A 16,588-nucleotide genomic window follows, 5' to 3' on the forward strand; every position below is an offset into this window, starting at 1 on the left:
GCGACGCGCACCCCGGCACGCGGTACCCCTCATTTCCTCACCGTCACGGAGACCACGATCATGAGTGCACGCAACAACCAGGCCAACAAGGCTGCCGCCCGCGAGCGTCTGCGCGTCGAGCGCGAGCGCCAGGAGAAGAAGGACCGGGCCCGCCGCCGGCTCGTCGTCGGCGTCTCGGCCGTGGCCGTCCTCGCCGCCGCAGGCGGCATCGGCTACGCGGTGGTCCAGTCGAACCAGCCCTCGGCGTGGGAGTCGGCGGCGAAGGCGACCACGGTGACCGCCCCGAAGAACACCTCGGGCACGAACGGCACGACCGTCGTGGTCGGGAAGCCGGCCGCGAAGAAGACCCTGGAGCTGTACGAGGACTCGCGCTGCCCGGTCTGCTCGACCTTCGAGCAGTCCGTGGGCTCCACGGTGGAGAAGGACGTCGAGGCCGGCAAGTACAAGATCAGGTACGTCGGTGCCACGTTCATCGACGACGCGGCCACGGGCGAGGGCTCGAAGAACGCCCTCTCGGCGCTGGGCGCGGCCCTCGACGTGAGCCCCGAGGCCTTCCTGAAGTACAAGGCGGCGCTCTACTCGGCGAAGTTCCACCCGGAGGAGAACGACGACAAGTTCGCCAAGGACTCCTACCTCCTGGAGGTGGCGGACTCGGTGCCGGCCCTGAAGGGCAACGCCGCGTTCAAGAAGAACGTCGAGGACGGCACCTTCGACGCCTGGGCGATGAAGATGTCGAAGGCCTTCGACGACAGCGGGGTCACCGGCACCCCGACGCTCAAGATGGACGGCAAGGCCGTGACGGTGGCGGGCAGCGACAACCCGCCGATGACCGTGCCGGAGTTCGAGACGGCGATCGCCACGGCCCTCAAGGGCTGACCGCGACCGGGCCGCACGACCTCCCCCGCCCCCTGATCCCCGCCCGCCCGGCGGATCAGGGGGCGAAGGCCGTCCTCGGGGGTGCTCCGCGTCGGGCCCGCTCGACCGCGAGACCCGGTCCCCGCCGTCACGGCGGACGGCCACCCTCCGGAACCGCCCGCAGGAGAGCCCCCTCCTGATCCCGGGTCAGGCCGGCGCGTCCCGGGAGGCGCCACCGCCGCGGGGCCGGATGCGACCTGGGGACGACGATCCGGCGAACATTCCCGCAAGCCCCTCCCCACCCACCGTACCCGCCAGTAATCTGACTGCCCGTGACCAGTCGATTCATATCCTCCGCCCCCACGCGGCGCACGGTCGTCAAGGCCGCCGCCGTCACCGCCGTCACGGCGCCCGCCCTCCTCGGCGCGGCAGGCGCGGCCCACGCGGCCCCCGGGGCCCCCGCGTTCCTCCACGGCGTCGCCTCCGGCGACCCGCTGCCCGACGGCGTCCTGCTCTGGACGCGCGTCACCCCCACCCCCGAAGCCGTGCCCGGCTCCGGCCTCGGCCCCGACGTCCCGGTCGGCTGGGAGCTCGCCGAGGACCGCGGCTTCGCGCGGATCGTGGCCTCCGGCACGACCACGGCGAGCGCGGGCTCCGACCACACGGTGAAGGCGGACGTCCGGGGCCTGCGCCCGGCCACCTCCTACTGGTTCCGCTTCACCGCGGGATCCACCGTCTCCCCCACCGCTCGCACCCGCACCACGCCGGCCGTCGACGCCACCGCGCCCGGCGTCCGGTTCGGCGTGGTCTCCTGCGCCAACTGGGAGGCCGGCCACTTCTCCGCGTACCGCCATCTCGCCGCCCGCGCGGACCTGGACGCGATCCTCCACCTCGGCGACTACGTGTACGAGTACGGCAGCGGCACCTACCCGGAGGCGAAGTACACCGTCCGGCAGCACGAGCCGCGTCACGAGACCGTCTCGCTGGCCGACTACCGCACCCGGCACGGCCACTACAAGACGGACGCCGACCTCCAGGCGCTGCACGCGGCCCACCCGGTCGTCGCCATCTGGGACGACCACGAGTTCGCCAACGACGCCTGGTCGGGCGGGGCCGAGAACCACACCCCCGGCGCCGAGGGCGACTGGGCGGCCCGGGTCGCGGCGGCCAAGCGGGCCTACTTCGAGTGGATGCCGGTCCGTACGTCGACCGAGGGCACGGTCTTCCGGCGGCTGCGCTTCGGCAAGCTGGCCGATCTGCACCTGCTCGACCTGCGTTCGTTCCGCTCCGCCCCGGCGAAGGCCGGCAGCGGTTCGGTCGACGACCCGGAGCGCAGCATCACCGGCCGCGCCCAGCTGGACTGGCTGAAGTCCGGCCTCGCGGGCTCGGACGCGACCTGGCAGCTGGTCGGCACCTCGGTGATGATCTCGCCGGTCGCCTTCGGCGCCCTGCCCGCCCATCTCCTGGAGCCGCTCGCCGAGCTGATGGGCCTGCCGAAGGAGGGGCTCGCGGTCAACGCCGACCAGTGGGACGGCTACACGGACGACCGCAAGGAGCTGCTCGGGCACCTCACCTCCCGGGGGATCCGCAACACGGTCTTCCTGACCGGCGACATCCACATGGCCTGGGCCAACGACGTCCCGGTGAAGGCGGCGACGTACCCCTTCTCGGCCTCCGCCGCGACGGAGTTCGTGGTCACATCGGTGACCTCGGACAACCTGGACGACCTGCTGCACGTGGCCCCGGGGACGCTCTCGGTGGTGGCCGCCGGCGCCGTGAAGGCCGCCAACCGGCACGTGAAGTGGGTGGACATGGACCACCACGGATACGGCGTGCTCGACGTGACCGCCGAGCGCTCGCAGATGGACTACTACACGGTCTCCGACAAGGCGGACCCGGACGCGACGACGTCCTGGGCACGCTCCTACCGGACGCTGAGCGGAACGCAGCGTGTCGAGCGGGTGTACCAGCCGGTGCGCTGAGGTTCCCCTGACACCTCATTAGCGATGCTTTTCAGCCATGATCCCTTCTGTTAACGGGAGATCACATCGCTACGGCGGGTGGCTGATTTCGGAGATCGAATCCGGACACACCACCCGCCTCCGTCACCCCGGCTGTTACGTCGAGATCTCAAACTCCGGAAGCAGCGCAAGATTTTCTTCCCGATGCCCTGAATTGCCCCCTGAATGATTGGGCTTGATCACTCCTCAACAGTGTCTGACATGGACGCGTAATCTCCCCGGCGTGGCGGAGGAAGTTCCTCCCCCCACCCCCCACGAGGAGTCACCATGCGTGCTCTTGTCCGCATATCCCCGCGTATGTCACGTCGGATGCTCGGTACGGCCGTCATGGCCGGAACCCTGGCCCTTGCCCCGCTCTCCGCCCCGGTCGCGAGCGGCACCACCGCGACCCTGGCCGGCGCCTCCGCCGAGAAGTGCGCGGACGACGCCGGCGCCCTCTCCGGCGCCCGCAAGGCGCGCGGCGCCGGCGGCCACGCCGCGGAGCCGAACGAGGTCACGGCCGCCAAGGCCGCGGCCATGGACGCCGATTTCAAGAAGAAGCTGTCCGCGGCCCGTTCCGAGGCCCGCCTCGGCGCCTCCGCCGGCAGAGCCGCCGCGGCGGTGAACATCCCCGTCTACTTCCACGTCATCCACTCCGGAACGACGGGCAAGCTCTCCGCGAGCGCGATCACCGGCCAGATGAACGTCCTGAACGCGGCCTACGCGGGCCAGGGCACCGGCAACGTGAACACCAACTTCCAGTTCACCCTGGCCGGTACCGACTACACGGACAACGCGTCCTGGTACAACCTGTCCTCGGGCTCCACCGCCGAGAAGCAGATGAAGCAGACCCTCCGCAAGGGCGGCGCGGGCGCGCTGAACTTCTACACCGCCAACCTGGGCGGCGGCCTCCTCGGCTGGGCGACCTTCCCGTCCTCGTACGCCTCGCAGCCGTCCATGGACGGTGTCGTCGTCCTCGACGCCTCGCTCCCGGGCGGCTCCGCGGCCAACTACAACCAGGGCGACACCGCCACCCACGAGGTCGGCCACTGGATGGGCCTCTACCACACCTTCCAGGGCGGCTGCAGCGGCAGCGGTGACGGCGTCGCCGACACCCCGGCCGAGAAGAGCCCCGCCTACGAGTGCCCGACCGGCCGTGACACCTGCACCAACAAGGCCGGCGTGGACCCGATCCACAACTTCATGGACTACACGTACGACGCCTGCATGTACCAGTTCACCTCGGGCCAGGTGACCCGGATGAACGACTACTGGACGGCGTACCGCGCCTGATCCGGCCGGACACGGGTGTGGCCCCCGGGGGAACTCCCCCGGGGGCCACACCCGTTCACCGTGGTCCTACAGGCTGTCCAGGAAGGCCAGCGCCACCGACCACGTCCGCTCGGCCGACTCCTGGTCCCAGTCGGGCAGCTCCCGGTCGGTGTACACGTGCCCCGCGCCCGGGTAGCGGTAGATCTCGACGTCCGCCCCGGCCTTGCGCATCTGCAGGTACCAGGAGGACAGCCAGTCGTGCGTCTCGAACGGGTCGGGATCGGCCACGTGCAGCTGCACCGGCAGCTCGTCCACCACGGCCGACTCCGCGAGGTCGGAGGTGCCGTGGAAGAGCAGCAGCCCGCGCGCCTTCTCGTCGCCGAGCGCCAGGGTCTGCGCGATGGAGGCCCCGAGCGAGAGGCCCATGTAGACCAGACCGCGCTCGGAGTACGGGGCGGCGGCGAGGACCGCCCGCTTCAACAGCTCGTCCTTGCCGATCTCGTCCCTGAGCTCCACGCCCTCCTCCACGGTCCCGACCGTCCGGCCCCCGTAGAGGTCCGGGGTCCAGACCCGGTGCCCGGCGGCGCGGAGCCGCTCGGCAGCGGTCTCGACGGAAGGGGTCAGCCCGTAGGCCGAGTGGAAGAGCATGATGTCCATGCGTCCCATCCTGCCACCCGGCCCGCACGACCCCGGCCCCACCGCCCGCCGGTCCACCGGCCGGTCCGCCGACCCACCGCCCGCCGGTCCACCGGGCGATCCGCCGGCCCACCGCCCGCCGGCGCGGCCGTCTTCCCGTCCGCCGCCGCAGGCCCCCTCACCGCATGCTGCGCACGTCCAGCTGCCGCAGCACCCGGTCCACCACCTCCGGATCGGCGCCCGGCTCGCTGCGGGCCGAGAGCACCTCGTGCCGCGCGGCCGACATCAGCTCCCGCTGGATCCGCTGCACCGCCTTGAAGCGCTTCGTCCGCTCGACGAACGCGGCCCGCCGCTCCTCGTCGACCATGTCCGGACTGATCCGCGCCCCGATGTCGTACGCCCCGCGCAGCAGCCGCTCCTGGACCTCCTCGGGCAGCTCCTCGACCTCCTCGATCTCCTTGAGCCTGCGCCTGGCGGCCTTCGCGGCCCGGATGGCGAGATCGCGCTCCAGGACCCGCTCCGCGTCCGCGTCCGCCCGCACGCCGAGCCGCTTCACCAGCCAGGGCAGGGTGAGCCCCTGGACGACGAGCGTGGCGATGATCACGCAGAAGGCGATGAAGACGATCTCGTCCCGCCCGGGGAACGGCTCGCCGTCGTCGGTACGGAGCGGGATGGCCAGCGCGAGCGCCACCGAGGCCACACCCCGCATCCCCGCCCACCACATGACGATGGTCTCCCGCCAGCTGGTCGGGATCTCCTCGTCGACGTCCCGGCGGGTGTGCAGCCGCTTCGCCAGCCAGGTCGCCGGCAGCAGCCACAGCAGCCGGACGCCGACGACGACCGCGACGACGGCGGCGCCCCAGCCGAGCATCTGCAGGCCGCGCCCCTCGGCCACCCCGAAGACGTGCACGAGTTCGAGGCCGATGAGGCCGAAGGCGATGCCGGTGACGAGGGTGTCGACGACCTGCCAGAAGGTCTGCCCGGCGAGCCGGCCCATCACGTCGTCGGCGTCGGCCGCGTGCTCGGCGAGGAAGAGGGCGGTGACCAGGACGGCGAGGACACCGGAGCCGTGCAGCTCCTCGGCGAGGACGTAGCTCACGAAGGGCACGAGAAGGGTGAGGCCGGTCTGGAGGGTGGCGTCGCCGAGCAGCCCGATGAGCTTGTTGGAGAGCCAGCCGAGCGCCAGGCCCACGGCCACCGCGACCACCGCGGAGAGGACGAACTCGCCGAGCGCGTCCGGCCAGGAGAAGGAGCCGCTGACCGCGGCGGCGATGGCCACGTGGTAGAGCACGATCGCGGTGACGTCGTTGAAGAGCCCTTCGCCCTCCAGGATCGACACCAGCCGCCGCGGCAGCCCGAGCGAGCCGGCGACGGCGGTCGCCGCGACCGGGTCGGGCGGGGCGACGAGGGCGCCGAGCGCGATCGCGGCGGCCAGCGGAAGACCGGGCACGAGGGCGTTGGCGACGGCACCGACGGCGGCCGTGGTGACGAACACGAGGGCGACCGCGAGCAGGAAGATCGGCCGCCTGTTGGCCGCGAACTGACGCCAGGAGGTCCGCTGCACCGAGGCGTAGAGCAGTGGCGGCAGCACCAGCGGAAGGATGAGTTCCGGCGGGACCTCGACGTTCGGCACGAAGGGCAGGACTGCCAGCCCGATCCCGATGAGGGTCATCAGGACGGGCGCGGGCAGCCCGAGCCGCTCACCGAGCGGGACCGTGAGCAGCGCGCCGAGCAGCAGCAAGAACAACAGGGCCAATTGATCCACGGGCACACCCTGTCACGTATGTCCGTTTTAAAAGCGACTGCCCCCTGTGTACGCCCGCTCACGGCGGGAGTGACAGGGGGCAGCCGAGCGCTTCCGGTGCCGCGCGGGCCTACAGAGCCCTTCGCATGGCCCGGTGCGGCATGTCCGCGTCCGGGAACTCGGGGCCGTACGCCTCGTAGCCGAGCCGCTCGTAGAAGCCCAGCGCGTGGGTCTGCGCGTGCAGGTCGACGGCGGTCAGGCCGCGCTCGCGCGCCACGTCCTCGATGCCGCGCACGAGCGCCGCGCCGACGCCGAGACCGCGCGCCGACTGGGAGACCGCGAGCCGGCCGAGCGAGCCCACCGAGGCGTCGGCGCCGGTCCTGCCGACCGCGTCCGCCCCGAAGAGCAGCCGGCCGGTGCCCAGCGGCAGCCCGTCCGCGCGCACGGCGAGCACGTGCACCGCGGTGGCGTCGTACGTGTCGTACTCCAGCTCCTGCGGAACGCCCTGCTCCCCCACGAAGACCTCACGGCGGACCGTGAAGCAGGCCTCCCGGTCCTCGGTGCCGAGCGCCTCACGGACGCTGTACGCGCTGCTCACCGGCTCTCCGACGCGATCCGGTCCAGGGCCGTCTGGAGGTCCTCGGGGTACGTGCTGGCGAACTCGACCCACGAGCCGTCGCCCGGGTGCTCGAAGCCCAGCCGGACGGCGTGCAGCCACTGCCGGGTCAGACCGAGGCGCTTGGCGATCGTCGGGTCGGCTCCGTAGGTCAGGTCACCGACACAGGGGTGGCGGTGGGCGGACATGTGCACCCGGATCTGGTGGGTGCGGCCCGTCTCCAGCTTGATGTCGAGCAGCGACGCCGAGCGGTACGCCTCGATGAGGTCGTAGTGCGTGACGGACGCCTTGCCGTCGGCGGTGACCGCCCACTTGTAGTCGTGGTTCGGGTGCCGGCCGATGGGGGCGTCGATGGTGCCGCTCATCGGGTCGGGGTGGCCCTGCACCAGCGCGTGGTAGCGCTTGTCGACCACGCGCTCCTTGAACTGGCGCTTCAGCGAGGTGTACGCGTACTCCGACTTGGCGACCACCATCAGACCGGAGGTTCCGACGTCGAGGCGGTGCACGATGCCCTGGCGCTCGGCGGCGCCGGAGGTGGAGATGCGGTACCCGGCGGCGGCGAGGCCGCCGATGACCGTGGTGCCGGTCCAGCCGGGGCTGGGGTGCGCGGCCACGCCGACCGGCTTCATGATCACGACGATGTCGTCGTCGTCGTGGACGATCTCCATGCCCTCGACGGGCTCGGCGACGATCTGCACGGCCGCGGCCGCGCCCGGCATCTCGACCTCGAGCCACGCGCCGCCGCTCACCCGCTCGGACTTGCCGACGACGGAGCCGTCGACCTGGACCTTCCCTGCGGCGGCCAGTTCGGCCGCCTTCGTACGGGAGAACCCGAACATACGGGCGATGGCGGCGTCGACGCGCTCGCCCTCCAGGCCATCGGGAACGGGCAGCGTGCGGATCTCGGGACTCGTACTCACTCGTCGAGTATGCCTTGCCCCGGGGTGCTCGGGTCTCGCGGCCGGATCGGCTCAGTCCTTGTGGACGGTGCCGTCGGGGTCCAGACCCCGGAACGACAGGATCACGATGAGGATGCCGCCGCACACGATCGCCGAGTCGGCGAGGTTGAAGACGGCGAAGTGCGCGGGGGCGATGAAGTCGACGACCGCGCCCTCGAAGACGCCCGGGGAGCGGAAGATCCGGTCCGTGAGGTTGCCCAGCGCGCCGCCGAGCAGCAGACCGAGCGCGATCGCCCAGGGCAGGCTGTAGAGCTTCCGCGCCAGTCGGATGATCACGACGATCACGGCGGCCGCGATGACGGTGAAGATGATCGTGAAGGCCTCGCCCATGCCGAAGGCGGCACCGGGGTTCCGGATGGCGTCGAAGCGCAGCAGATCGCCGACGACCTCGATCGGCTCGTGGCCCTCCAGCTTGGCGACCACGAGCATCTTGCTGCCCAGGTCGAGCAGGTAGGCGAGGACGGCCACGACGAACAGGGCGAGGATCCTGCGCCTGCCCCTCGGCCGCTCCTCGGGAGCGGCCGACCCGTCGTCGGGCGTGGCCGAAGCGTCGGCGGCCACCGTCTCGTCGGAGGCGGCCGGCTCCTCGGCCCCTGCTGAATCCGGCGTACCGATGATGCGCTCCGCCTCTGCCACGTGAGTGAGTCCCTCGACCTCGATGCCTGACCGTGCACCGAGGGTACGGCACAGGCGTGCGAGACCGGCAGCCGAGATCACCGGCCGCGCGGCGCCCGGCCGGCGGCCGCGCGGCACCGGTTCGTCACGCGCTCCGCTCCTCGGCCGCGGGGCCGCGCCGCGCCCGGCCGGCCGTCAGCCGCGCCGCTCCTGGCGCTGTTTGTCCTCGACGCAGAGCGTGGCCCGGGGGAAGGCCTGCATCCGCGCCTTGCCGATCGGCTTCCCGCACACCTCGCAGAGGCCGTACGTGCCCGCGTCGAGCCGTTCCAGGGCGTGCTCGGACTGTTCCAGCATCTCCCTGGCGTTGGCGGCCAGGGCGAGCTCGTGCTCACGCGTGATGTTCTTGGTGCCGGTGTCGGCCTGGTCGTCCCCGGCGCCGTCGCCCGAGTCCCGCATGAGGCCGGTGAGCTCCTCCTGGGAGTGCGCGAGCTCGCTGCGGAGCCGCAGCACCTCGGACTGCAGCTCGTTGCGGGCCTCGGTGACCTCGGCCGGGGTCCATGGGTCCTCCCCGGGACGCACCGCGAGCTCACCGGTCCGGGCGGGAGGCACGGCGGCCTCGTCCCCGGCGGTCGTGACGCCACCCGCCGTCTTCTTCGCTGCCACCGTTCTGGCTCCTGTCTGCTTCTTCGCGGGCGCCTTGGCGGCCGCCTTCTTCGCCGCGGCCTTCTTGGCGGGCGTCTTCCTGGCGGCGGCCTTCGGGGCAGCCGTCTCCTCGTCGACCGCGTCCTCCGCGCTCTTCTTCCCGGCGGTCTTCTGCCCGGCGGCCTTCTTCGCGGTGGTCTTCCTCGTGGGGGTGCTCTTCGCGACCGTCGGCGGCTCCGCGACCGTCGTCTTCTTCCCGGCCACGTCCTTGGCGCCCTCCGCCGAACCGGTGGAACCGGCGGCCGAGGGCTTCTTCGCGGCGGTCTTCTTCGCCACCATGTCGCGGCCCCTTCACATTTTGTGATCTTGCTCGCGAATCGTGCTGGGACGATAAATCGGCCCAAGGCCCGCGGCAACGGGGCACGCCGCCGTTCCCACCCGCCCCCGCACCCCTCGGGGCAGGCCTGCCTCCGTTGTGCCCAGCTCCCCGCCGGGTAATCCGTCCCGCCCTTCCCCCACATGGCCGCACCCCAAGTCCGCACCGCCCCGTATGGCCATTCGGGTCACGGAAAACCGGTCTGCCGCCCCACCCCGGGGCCCGTACACTGGTCCTGGCGAAAGGCTTGGATGGGGACGAGTAGCGTCGTACGCAGCCATGAGCGACCCGGGGACGGTGAGAGCCCGGGGGCGAGCCCGATGTGAAGCATCACCCCGGAGCCGTCGGAAGAAAGCCGCAGGGCACTGCGGTGACTAGACCCGGCGTCGCGACCCCAATGAGGGGGCTCAGGGCGTCCGCGCCCCGGGCCAAGGAGGGTGGTACCGCGGGAGCAGCGCTCTCGTCCCTCCGACGGAACACGACAGTCCGCCGGAGGAACTCGATGACACCGCCGCAGTACCGCCAGGTGCCCGCCCAGGTAGACCTGCCCGCTATGGAGCACGCCGTGCTCGATCTCTGGCACGAGAACAAGATCTTCGCCAAGACCCTCGAACAGTCCGAAGGGCGCCCCGAGTGGGTCTTCTACGAGGGCCCGCCGACCGCCAACGGCATGCCGGGCGCGCACCACATCGAGGCCCGCGTCTTCAAGGACGTCTTCCCCCGCTTCCGGACCATGCGCGGCTACCACGTGGCCCGCAAGGCCGGCTGGGACTGCCACGGCCTCCCGGTGGAGCTCGCCGTCGAGAAGGAGCTCGGCTTCTCCGGCAAGAAGGACATCGAGGACTACGGCATCGCCGCGTTCAACGACAAGTGCCGTGAGTCCGTGACCCGGCACACCGACGCGTTCGCCGAGCTCACGACCCGCATGGGCTACTGGGTCGACCTGGACGACGCGTACCGGACGATGGACCCCTCGTACATCGAGTCGGTCTGGTGGTCGCTGAAGCAGATCTTCGACAAGGACCTGCTCGTCCAGGACCACCGGGTCGCCCCCTGGTGCCCGCGCTGCGGCACCGGCCTCTCCGACCACGAGCTGGCCCAGGGCTACGAGACGGTCGTCGACCCCTCGGTGTACGTCCGCTTCCCGCTGACCTCCGGCCCGCTGGCCGGCAAGGCCGCCCTCCTGGTCTGGACGACGACCCCGTGGACCCTGGTGTCCAACACGGCCGTCGCCGCCCACCCCGAGGTCACCTACGTGGTCGCCACCGACGGCGACGAGCGGGTCGTCGTCGCGCAGCCGCTGGTCGAGAAGGCGCTGGGCGAGGGCTGGGTCACCACCGGCGAGTCCTTCACGGGCGCCGAGATGGAGCGCTGGACCTACCAGCGCCCCTTCGAGCTCGTCGAGTTCCCGGCCGAGGCGCACTACGTCGTCAACGCCGAGTACGTGACGACCGAGGACGGTACGGGTCTGGTCCACCAGTCCCCCGCCTTCGGTGAGGACGACCTCAAGGTCTGCAAGGCGTACGGCCTGCCGGTCGTGAACCCGGTCCGCCCCGACGGCACCTTCGAGGAGGACGTGCCGCTGGTCGGCGGCGTCTTCTTCAAGAAGGCCGACGAGGCGCTCACCGCCGACCTGGACGCCCGCGGGCTGCTCTTCAGGCACATCGCGTACGAGCACAGCTACCCGCACTGCTGGCGCTGCCACACGGCGCTGCTGTACTACGCGCAGCCGTCCTGGTACATCCGCACGACCGCGGTCAAGGACCGCATGCTCGCGGAGAACGAGCGGACGAACTGGTTCCCGGACTCGGTCAAGCACGGCCGCTTCGGCGACTGGCTGACCAACAACGTCGACTGGGCGCTCTCCCGCAACCGCTACTGGGGCACCCCGCTGCCGATCTGGCGCTGCGAGGACGACCACCTGACCTGTGTGGGCTCGCGCGCCGAGCTGTCCGAGCTGACGGGCACGGACCAGTCGCAGCTCGACCCGCACCGCCCGTACATCGACGCGGTGACGTTCGCGTGCACCGCCGAGGGCTGCTCGCTCGAGGCCGTCCGCGTCCCGGAGGTCATCGACGCCTGGTACGACTCGGGCTCGATGCCGTTCGCGCAGTACGGCTACCCGCACGAGAACAAGGAACTCTTCGAGTCCCGGTACCCCGCCCAGTTCATCTCCGAGGCCATCGACCAGACGCGAGGCTGGTTCTACACGCTGATGGCCGTCGGCACGCTGGTCTTCGACAAGTCGTCCTACGAGAACGTGGTCTGCCTGGGCCACATCCTCGCCGAGGACGGCCGCAAGATGTCCAAGCACCTGGGGAACACCCTCCAGCCGATCCCTCTGATGGACCAGCACGGCGCCGACGCGGTCCGCTGGTTCATGGCGGCCGGCGGCTCGCCGTGGGCGGCCCGCCGCGTGGGCCACGGCACGATCCAGGAGGTCGTCCGCAAGACCCTCCTGACGTACTGGAACACGGTGGCCTTCCAGGCGCTGTACGCCCGTACGTCCGGCTGGGCCCCCTCGGCCGCGGACCCGGCCCCGGCCGACCGCACCGTCCTCGACAAGTGGCTCCTCTCCGAGCTGAACACGCTGGTCGCCGAGGCGACCGAGGCGATGGAGTCCTACGACACCCAGCGCACCGGCAAGCTGATCTCGGCCTTCGTCGACGACCTCTCCAACTGGTACGTACGCCGCTCGCGCCGCCGCTTCTGGCAGGGCGACAAGGCGGCCCTGCGCACCCTCCACGACGTGGTGGAGACGGTCACGCGGCTGATGGCCCCGCTGACCCCGTTCATCACCGAGCGGGTCTGGCAGGACCTCGTGGTGCCGGTGACGCCGGACGCCCCCGAGTCGGTCCACCTGTCGACCTGGCCGGAGGCGGACACGACGGCGATCGACAAGACGCTCTCGGAGCAGATGCTGCTGGTCCGGCGTCTGGTGGAGCTGGGCCGGGCGACGCGCGCGGAGTCGGGCGTGAAGACCCGCCAGCCGCTCTCCCGGGCCCTGGTGGCGGCGACGGGCTTCGCGGCCCTCTCCGCCGACCTCCAGGCCCAGATCACGGAGGAGCTGAACGTCTCGTCCCTCGCCTCCCTCTCGGAGGTCGGCGGCTCGCTGGTGGACACCACCGCCAAGGCGAACTTCCGCTCCCTGGGCAAGCGCTTCGGCAAGGGCGTCCAGGACGTGGCGAAGGCGGTGGCGGCGGCGGACGCGGCGGCGCTGTCCCTGGCGCTCCGGTCCGGGGAGGCGACCCTCTCGGTGAACGGCGAGGACATCACCGTCACACCCGAGGAGGTCATCATCACGGAGACCCCCCGCGAGGGCTGGTCGGTGGCCTCCGACGCGGGCGCGACGGTCGCCCTGGACCTGGAGATCACCCCCGAGCTCCGCAAGGCGGGCCTGGCCCGTGACGCCATCCGCCTGATCCAGGAGGCCCGCAAGAACAGCGGCCTGGACGTGGCGGACCGGATCGCGCTGCGCTGGGTGACGGACTCGCCGGAGACGGCGGAGGCGCTGACGGCCCACGCGGGCCTGATCGCGGACGAGGTCCTGGCCACGGACCACGCGCAGGGCGAGGCGGACGCCTCGTACGGAAACCCGTTCACGGACGAGTCCCTCGCCCTGACGTTCCGCCTCCGCAAGGCATAACCCCCGCCGAAGGGCCCGACACCACCAGGGTGTCGGGCCCTTCGCCGTTGTGGGCGGCTGTTCCGCGATGCGGGCGCCACGGCCCGGACGGCGGAAGGCGCGGGCACGGCAAAGGGCCGGGCCCCGGTTTCCCGGGGCCCGGCCCTTCAGCCTGCCGACGGCTACGCGCTCATCGCGCGACCACGCGCCGTCAGTTGTCGTCCTCGTCGATCAGGAAGCCGCGCATCGGCGCCGGCGCCTGCTGCATCGGCTGCGGAGGCTGCGGACGGACCGGAGCCATCGGCTGGGTCATCGCCGGGGACATCTGCTGCTGGCCGCCGTAGGACGGGGCACCGCCCATGGACGGGCCGCCACCCATCCCGCCGTTGCCGCCGTAGGACGGCGCACCGGCGCCGGCCGAGGCCATCGACGGGGCCGGCGGCAGCGAGGCCGTGGCCGGGGTGCGCGGCGGGGCGAGCGAGTCGTCGGCCTGGGTCTCCAGCTGACGCAGCTGCGACTCCAGGTACGACTTCAGACGCGTGCGGTACTCGCGCTCGAAGCCGCGCAGGTCCTCGACCTTGCGCTCCAGCGTCGCGCGGGCGGACTCCAGGGAGCCCATGGCGACGCGGTGCTTCTCCTGCGCGTCCCGCTCGAGAGCGTCCGCCTTGGCGCGGGCGTCCCGCTCCAGGCCCTCGGCGCGCGAGCGCGCCTCGCCGACGATCTTGTTGGCCTCGGAGCGGGCCTCGGCGATCGCCTGGTCGGCGGTCTGCTGGGCCAGCGAGAGGACACGCGCGGCACTGTCGCCACCGGGGCCCTGCTGCGGCTGCTGCATCTGCGGCGGCATCTGCTGCTGCATCTGCTGCTGCATCTGCTGCTGCGGGTGACCCATGGGGCCGCCCTGCATGGGGCCGCCCTGCATCGGACCACCCTGCATGGGGCCGCCCTGCATCGGACCACCCTGCATGGGGCCGCCCTGCATCGGGCCGGCGGGAAGCTGCGGGGCTCCGGACGGAAGCTGCGGCGGGCCCATCTGCGGCGGCTGCTGCTGGACCGGCGGTCCGGATATGGCGGCGGGCACGGGCGCGCCGGGACCGACGGGACGATCCTGCTGCTCCGGGGGCTTGCGCATCCCCTGCTGCTGCTGGTTCTGCGCGGCGGCACGCGTCGCGGCGGCCAGCTTGGCGCGCAGGTCCTCGTTCTCGCGGAGCAGGCGGGTCAGCTCGGCCTCGACCTCGTCGAGGAAGGCATCGACCTCGTCCTCGTCATAGCCTTCTCGGAGGCGGACGGTCGTGAACTGCTTGTTCCGCACGTCCTCGGGGGTCAGCGGCATCTCTTCTTCACCTCTACGTAGTCGTCGGCAGTCGGCAAGACCGTATCGTCCACATTCACCTCGCGAAGCTGCTCACGATGGAGATCAGGATGTAGACGATGATCATCAGAACGAAGAAGGACAGGTCGAGTGCCACGCCCCCGAGACGCAGCGGCGGGATGAGTCGCCGCAGAAGCTTGAGCGGTGGATCGGTGACAGTGTAGGTGGCCTCAAGGACGACCACCATCGCCTTACCGGGTTGCCATGAACGGGCGAACTGGAAGACGTAGTCCATGACAAGTCGGACGATCAGGAGGACGAGGAAGCACATCAGCACGATGTAGACCACCTGTAGTGCGACGCCCATCCCGCGTTTCCCTCTCCCCTGACTTACGTGCTCTCACTTGTTCCGGCCGCTTCGCGACCAGTCCGTCCGGTTCTTGTGTTCTCAGCTCTGGTTGAAGAATCCGCCCTCTGCGATCCGGGCCTTGTCCTCCGCCGTGACATCGACGTTAGCAGGCGACAACAGGAACACCTTCTGCGTCACGCGCTCAATGCTGCCATGGAGCCCGAAGACGAGTCCGGCGGCAAAGTCGACAAGTCGCTTCGCGTCCGTGTCGTCCATCTCCGTGAGGTTCATGATCACCGGGGTGCCCTCACGGAAGTGTTCCCCGATGGTACGGGCCTCGTTGTAGGTCCGGGGGTGCAGCGTGGTGATGCGGTAGGGCTCCCGCTCGGACACGACCTTGGGCATGATCACGGGTGCGTTCTTCTCCATGCTGGGACGTTCGGGTGTGATGGATGCCACGGGGGCAATTCGGGCCGGACGTCCACTTTCGGCGAGTACCGGAACAGAATGGGACATCGGCTCACGGGGCGCCGGAGGCTGCACCACTCGTACCGGTTCCTCACGCTCAGCCTGTCGCGGGGGGGCGATGTGGCGCCGGTCGCGCTCGGGCTCCGGCTCCAGCTCGGGTTCGAAGTCGTCGTCGGGGTCGAAGCCCCGGCCGTCGTACCCATCGTCCTCCACGAGGCCGAGGTAGACCGCCATCTTGCGCATCGCGCCGGCCATTCTCTGAGTCCTCCGCTCTGTGGTGGATCGCCATACTGGCCGAATGTCGCAGCGTCACCAAGTGCCCGCGATCCACGGGTCGTCCCGCCGTTCTGCGGAATGACCATATTTTCTGCTGTGGTCCGACTTGCTTCGCGACGTTACCCGAGCTTCGGGCGGACTCCGAGTACCGCCGTACCGACGCGTACGTGTGTCGCCCCGGCAGCGACGGCCTCCTCGAGGTCCGCACTCATCCCTGCTGACACCATGTTCGCAGCCGGACGGGTCGCGCGCAGGGCAGTCGACAAATCCATCAGCCGGTCGAAGGCGGCGCGTTGCCGCCCCGCGTACGGACCGGAGAGCGGGGCGACGGTCATGAGCCCGTCGAGCCGGAGTCCCGGGGCCGCGTCCACCGCGGCCGCCAACTCCTCGATCCCGTCGGGCGCGACGCCACCGCGGTCGCCCCGCTCGCCCGACTCGGCGTCGAGTGCGACCTGGAGGAGGCAGCCGAGCTCGCGACCCTCCTTCTCCGCCGCCGCGGAGAGCGAGGAAACGAGCCTCAAGCGGTCGACAGACTGCACCACATCGGCATAACCCACCACGGACCTGACCTTGTTGGTCTGCAACTGACCCACGAAGTGCCAGGTCAGATCAAGGTCGGCACAGGCGGCCGCCTTCGGGGCGGCGTCCTGGTCCCGGTTCTCGGCGACGTGCCGTACGCCGAGGCCGTGGAGGATTCTCACATCGCTCGCGGGGTAGGTCTTGGTGACCACGATGAGCGTCACCTCTTCCCGCGGGCGCCCGGCGGCGGCACAGGCGGCGGCGATACGCGCCTCCACCCGGGCCAGATTCTCGGCGAGTTCCGACGTGCGGTCCGTCATGTCTCTT

General features: G+C 71.0%; 14 protein-coding genes. 4 read left to right on the forward strand and 10 right to left on the reverse strand.

Annotation, left to right across the window (positions count from 1 at the left end):
- Positions 1-60: 60 nt before the first annotated feature.
- The 3 genes from OG392_RS10210 (at position 61) to OG392_RS10220 (ending at position 4,148) form a co-directional block, all read left to right on the forward strand.
- The gene (locus tag OG392_RS10210) at positions 61-876 is read left to right on the forward strand and encodes a DsbA family protein (protein WP_329277788.1); all 816 of its coding nucleotides are present in this window, start codon (positions 61-63) and stop codon (positions 874-876) included.
- A gap of 311 nt (positions 877-1,187) precedes the next feature.
- Positions 1,188-2,837, forward strand: a complete 1,650-nt coding sequence (locus OG392_RS10215) for an alkaline phosphatase D family protein (protein WP_443054736.1) — start codon at positions 1,188-1,190, stop codon at positions 2,835-2,837.
- Positions 2,838-3,173: 336 nt separating this feature from the next.
- Positions 3,174-4,148: a zinc metalloprotease gene (locus tag OG392_RS10220; RefSeq protein WP_329277790.1), complete on the forward strand. Its 975-nt coding sequence runs from the start codon at positions 3,174-3,176 to the stop codon at positions 4,146-4,148.
- Between the two features lie 66 nt (positions 4,149-4,214).
- Here the strand turns inward: OG392_RS10220 and OG392_RS10225 are convergent, their stop codons facing one another.
- The 6 genes from OG392_RS10225 to OG392_RS10250 form a co-directional block, all read right to left on the reverse strand.
- The gene (locus tag OG392_RS10225; RefSeq protein ID WP_329277792.1) at positions 4,215-4,784 is read right to left on the reverse strand and encodes a dienelactone hydrolase family protein; all 570 of its coding nucleotides are present in this window, start codon (positions 4,782-4,784) and stop codon (positions 4,215-4,217) included.
- A gap of 157 nt (positions 4,785-4,941) precedes the next feature.
- Positions 4,942-6,528: a Na+/H+ antiporter gene (locus OG392_RS10230; protein ID WP_329277793.1), complete on the reverse strand. Its 1,587-nt coding sequence runs from the start codon at positions 6,526-6,528 to the stop codon at positions 4,942-4,944.
- Between the two features lie 109 nt (positions 6,529-6,637).
- Positions 6,638-7,105: a GNAT family N-acetyltransferase gene (locus tag OG392_RS10235; RefSeq protein ID WP_329277795.1), complete on the reverse strand. Its 468-nt coding sequence runs from the start codon at positions 7,103-7,105 to the stop codon at positions 6,638-6,640.
- Positions 7,102-8,043 carry an RluA family pseudouridine synthase gene (locus OG392_RS10240; RefSeq protein WP_329277797.1) on the reverse strand — a complete coding sequence of 314 codons (942 nt, stop codon included), beginning with the start codon at positions 8,041-8,043 and terminating at the stop codon, positions 7,102-7,104. The genes OG392_RS10235 and OG392_RS10240 overlap by 4 nt, the downstream gene beginning before the upstream one ends.
- A 51-nt stretch (positions 8,044-8,094) precedes the next feature.
- Entirely contained in the window at positions 8,095-8,718 is a 624-nt protein-coding gene (gene lspA / locus OG392_RS10245) for a signal peptidase II (protein ID WP_329277799.1), read from the reverse strand.
- Between the two features lie 174 nt (positions 8,719-8,892).
- Positions 8,893-9,678 carry a TraR/DksA family transcriptional regulator gene (locus OG392_RS10250; RefSeq protein ID WP_329277801.1) on the reverse strand — a complete coding sequence of 262 codons (786 nt, stop codon included), beginning with the start codon at positions 9,676-9,678 and terminating at the stop codon, positions 8,893-8,895.
- A 539-nt stretch (positions 9,679-10,217) separates the two neighbouring features.
- On the opposite strand from OG392_RS10250, the gene ileS reads away from it, so the two are divergent.
- The gene (ileS, locus tag OG392_RS10255) at positions 10,218-13,361 is read left to right on the forward strand and encodes an isoleucine--tRNA ligase (protein WP_329277803.1); all 3,144 of its coding nucleotides are present in this window, start codon (positions 10,218-10,220) and stop codon (positions 13,359-13,361) included.
- Between the two features lie 190 nt (positions 13,362-13,551).
- Here ileS and OG392_RS10260 read toward each other — a convergent pair whose 3' ends face one another.
- The 4 genes from OG392_RS10260 to OG392_RS10275 all read right to left on the reverse strand — a co-directional run bounded on the left by OG392_RS10260 (position 13,552) and on the right by OG392_RS10275 (position 16,581).
- Positions 13,552-14,670 carry a DivIVA domain-containing protein gene (locus OG392_RS10260; protein ID WP_329277805.1) on the reverse strand — a complete coding sequence of 373 codons (1,119 nt, stop codon included), beginning with the start codon at positions 14,668-14,670 and terminating at the stop codon, positions 13,552-13,554.
- A 55-nt stretch (positions 14,671-14,725) separates the two neighbouring features.
- A complete protein-coding gene (locus OG392_RS10265) occupies positions 14,726-15,016 on the reverse strand; it encodes a YggT family protein (protein WP_017238790.1) in 291 nt (96 codons plus the stop codon).
- Positions 15,017-15,097: 81 nt separating this feature from the next.
- The gene (locus tag OG392_RS10270) at positions 15,098-15,721 is read right to left on the reverse strand and encodes a cell division protein SepF (RefSeq protein ID WP_329277807.1); all 624 of its coding nucleotides are present in this window, start codon (positions 15,719-15,721) and stop codon (positions 15,098-15,100) included.
- Between the two features lie 140 nt (positions 15,722-15,861).
- Positions 15,862-16,581, reverse strand: coding sequence for a YggS family pyridoxal phosphate-dependent enzyme (locus OG392_RS10275; protein WP_329277810.1), 720 nt, complete (start codon positions 16,579-16,581; stop codon positions 15,862-15,864).
- Positions 16,582-16,588: the final 7 nt, after the last annotated feature.

It is taken from the genome of Streptomyces sp. NBC_00691, from assembly GCF_036226665.1.
GTDB lineage: Bacteria > Actinomycetota > Actinomycetes > Streptomycetales > Streptomycetaceae > Streptomyces.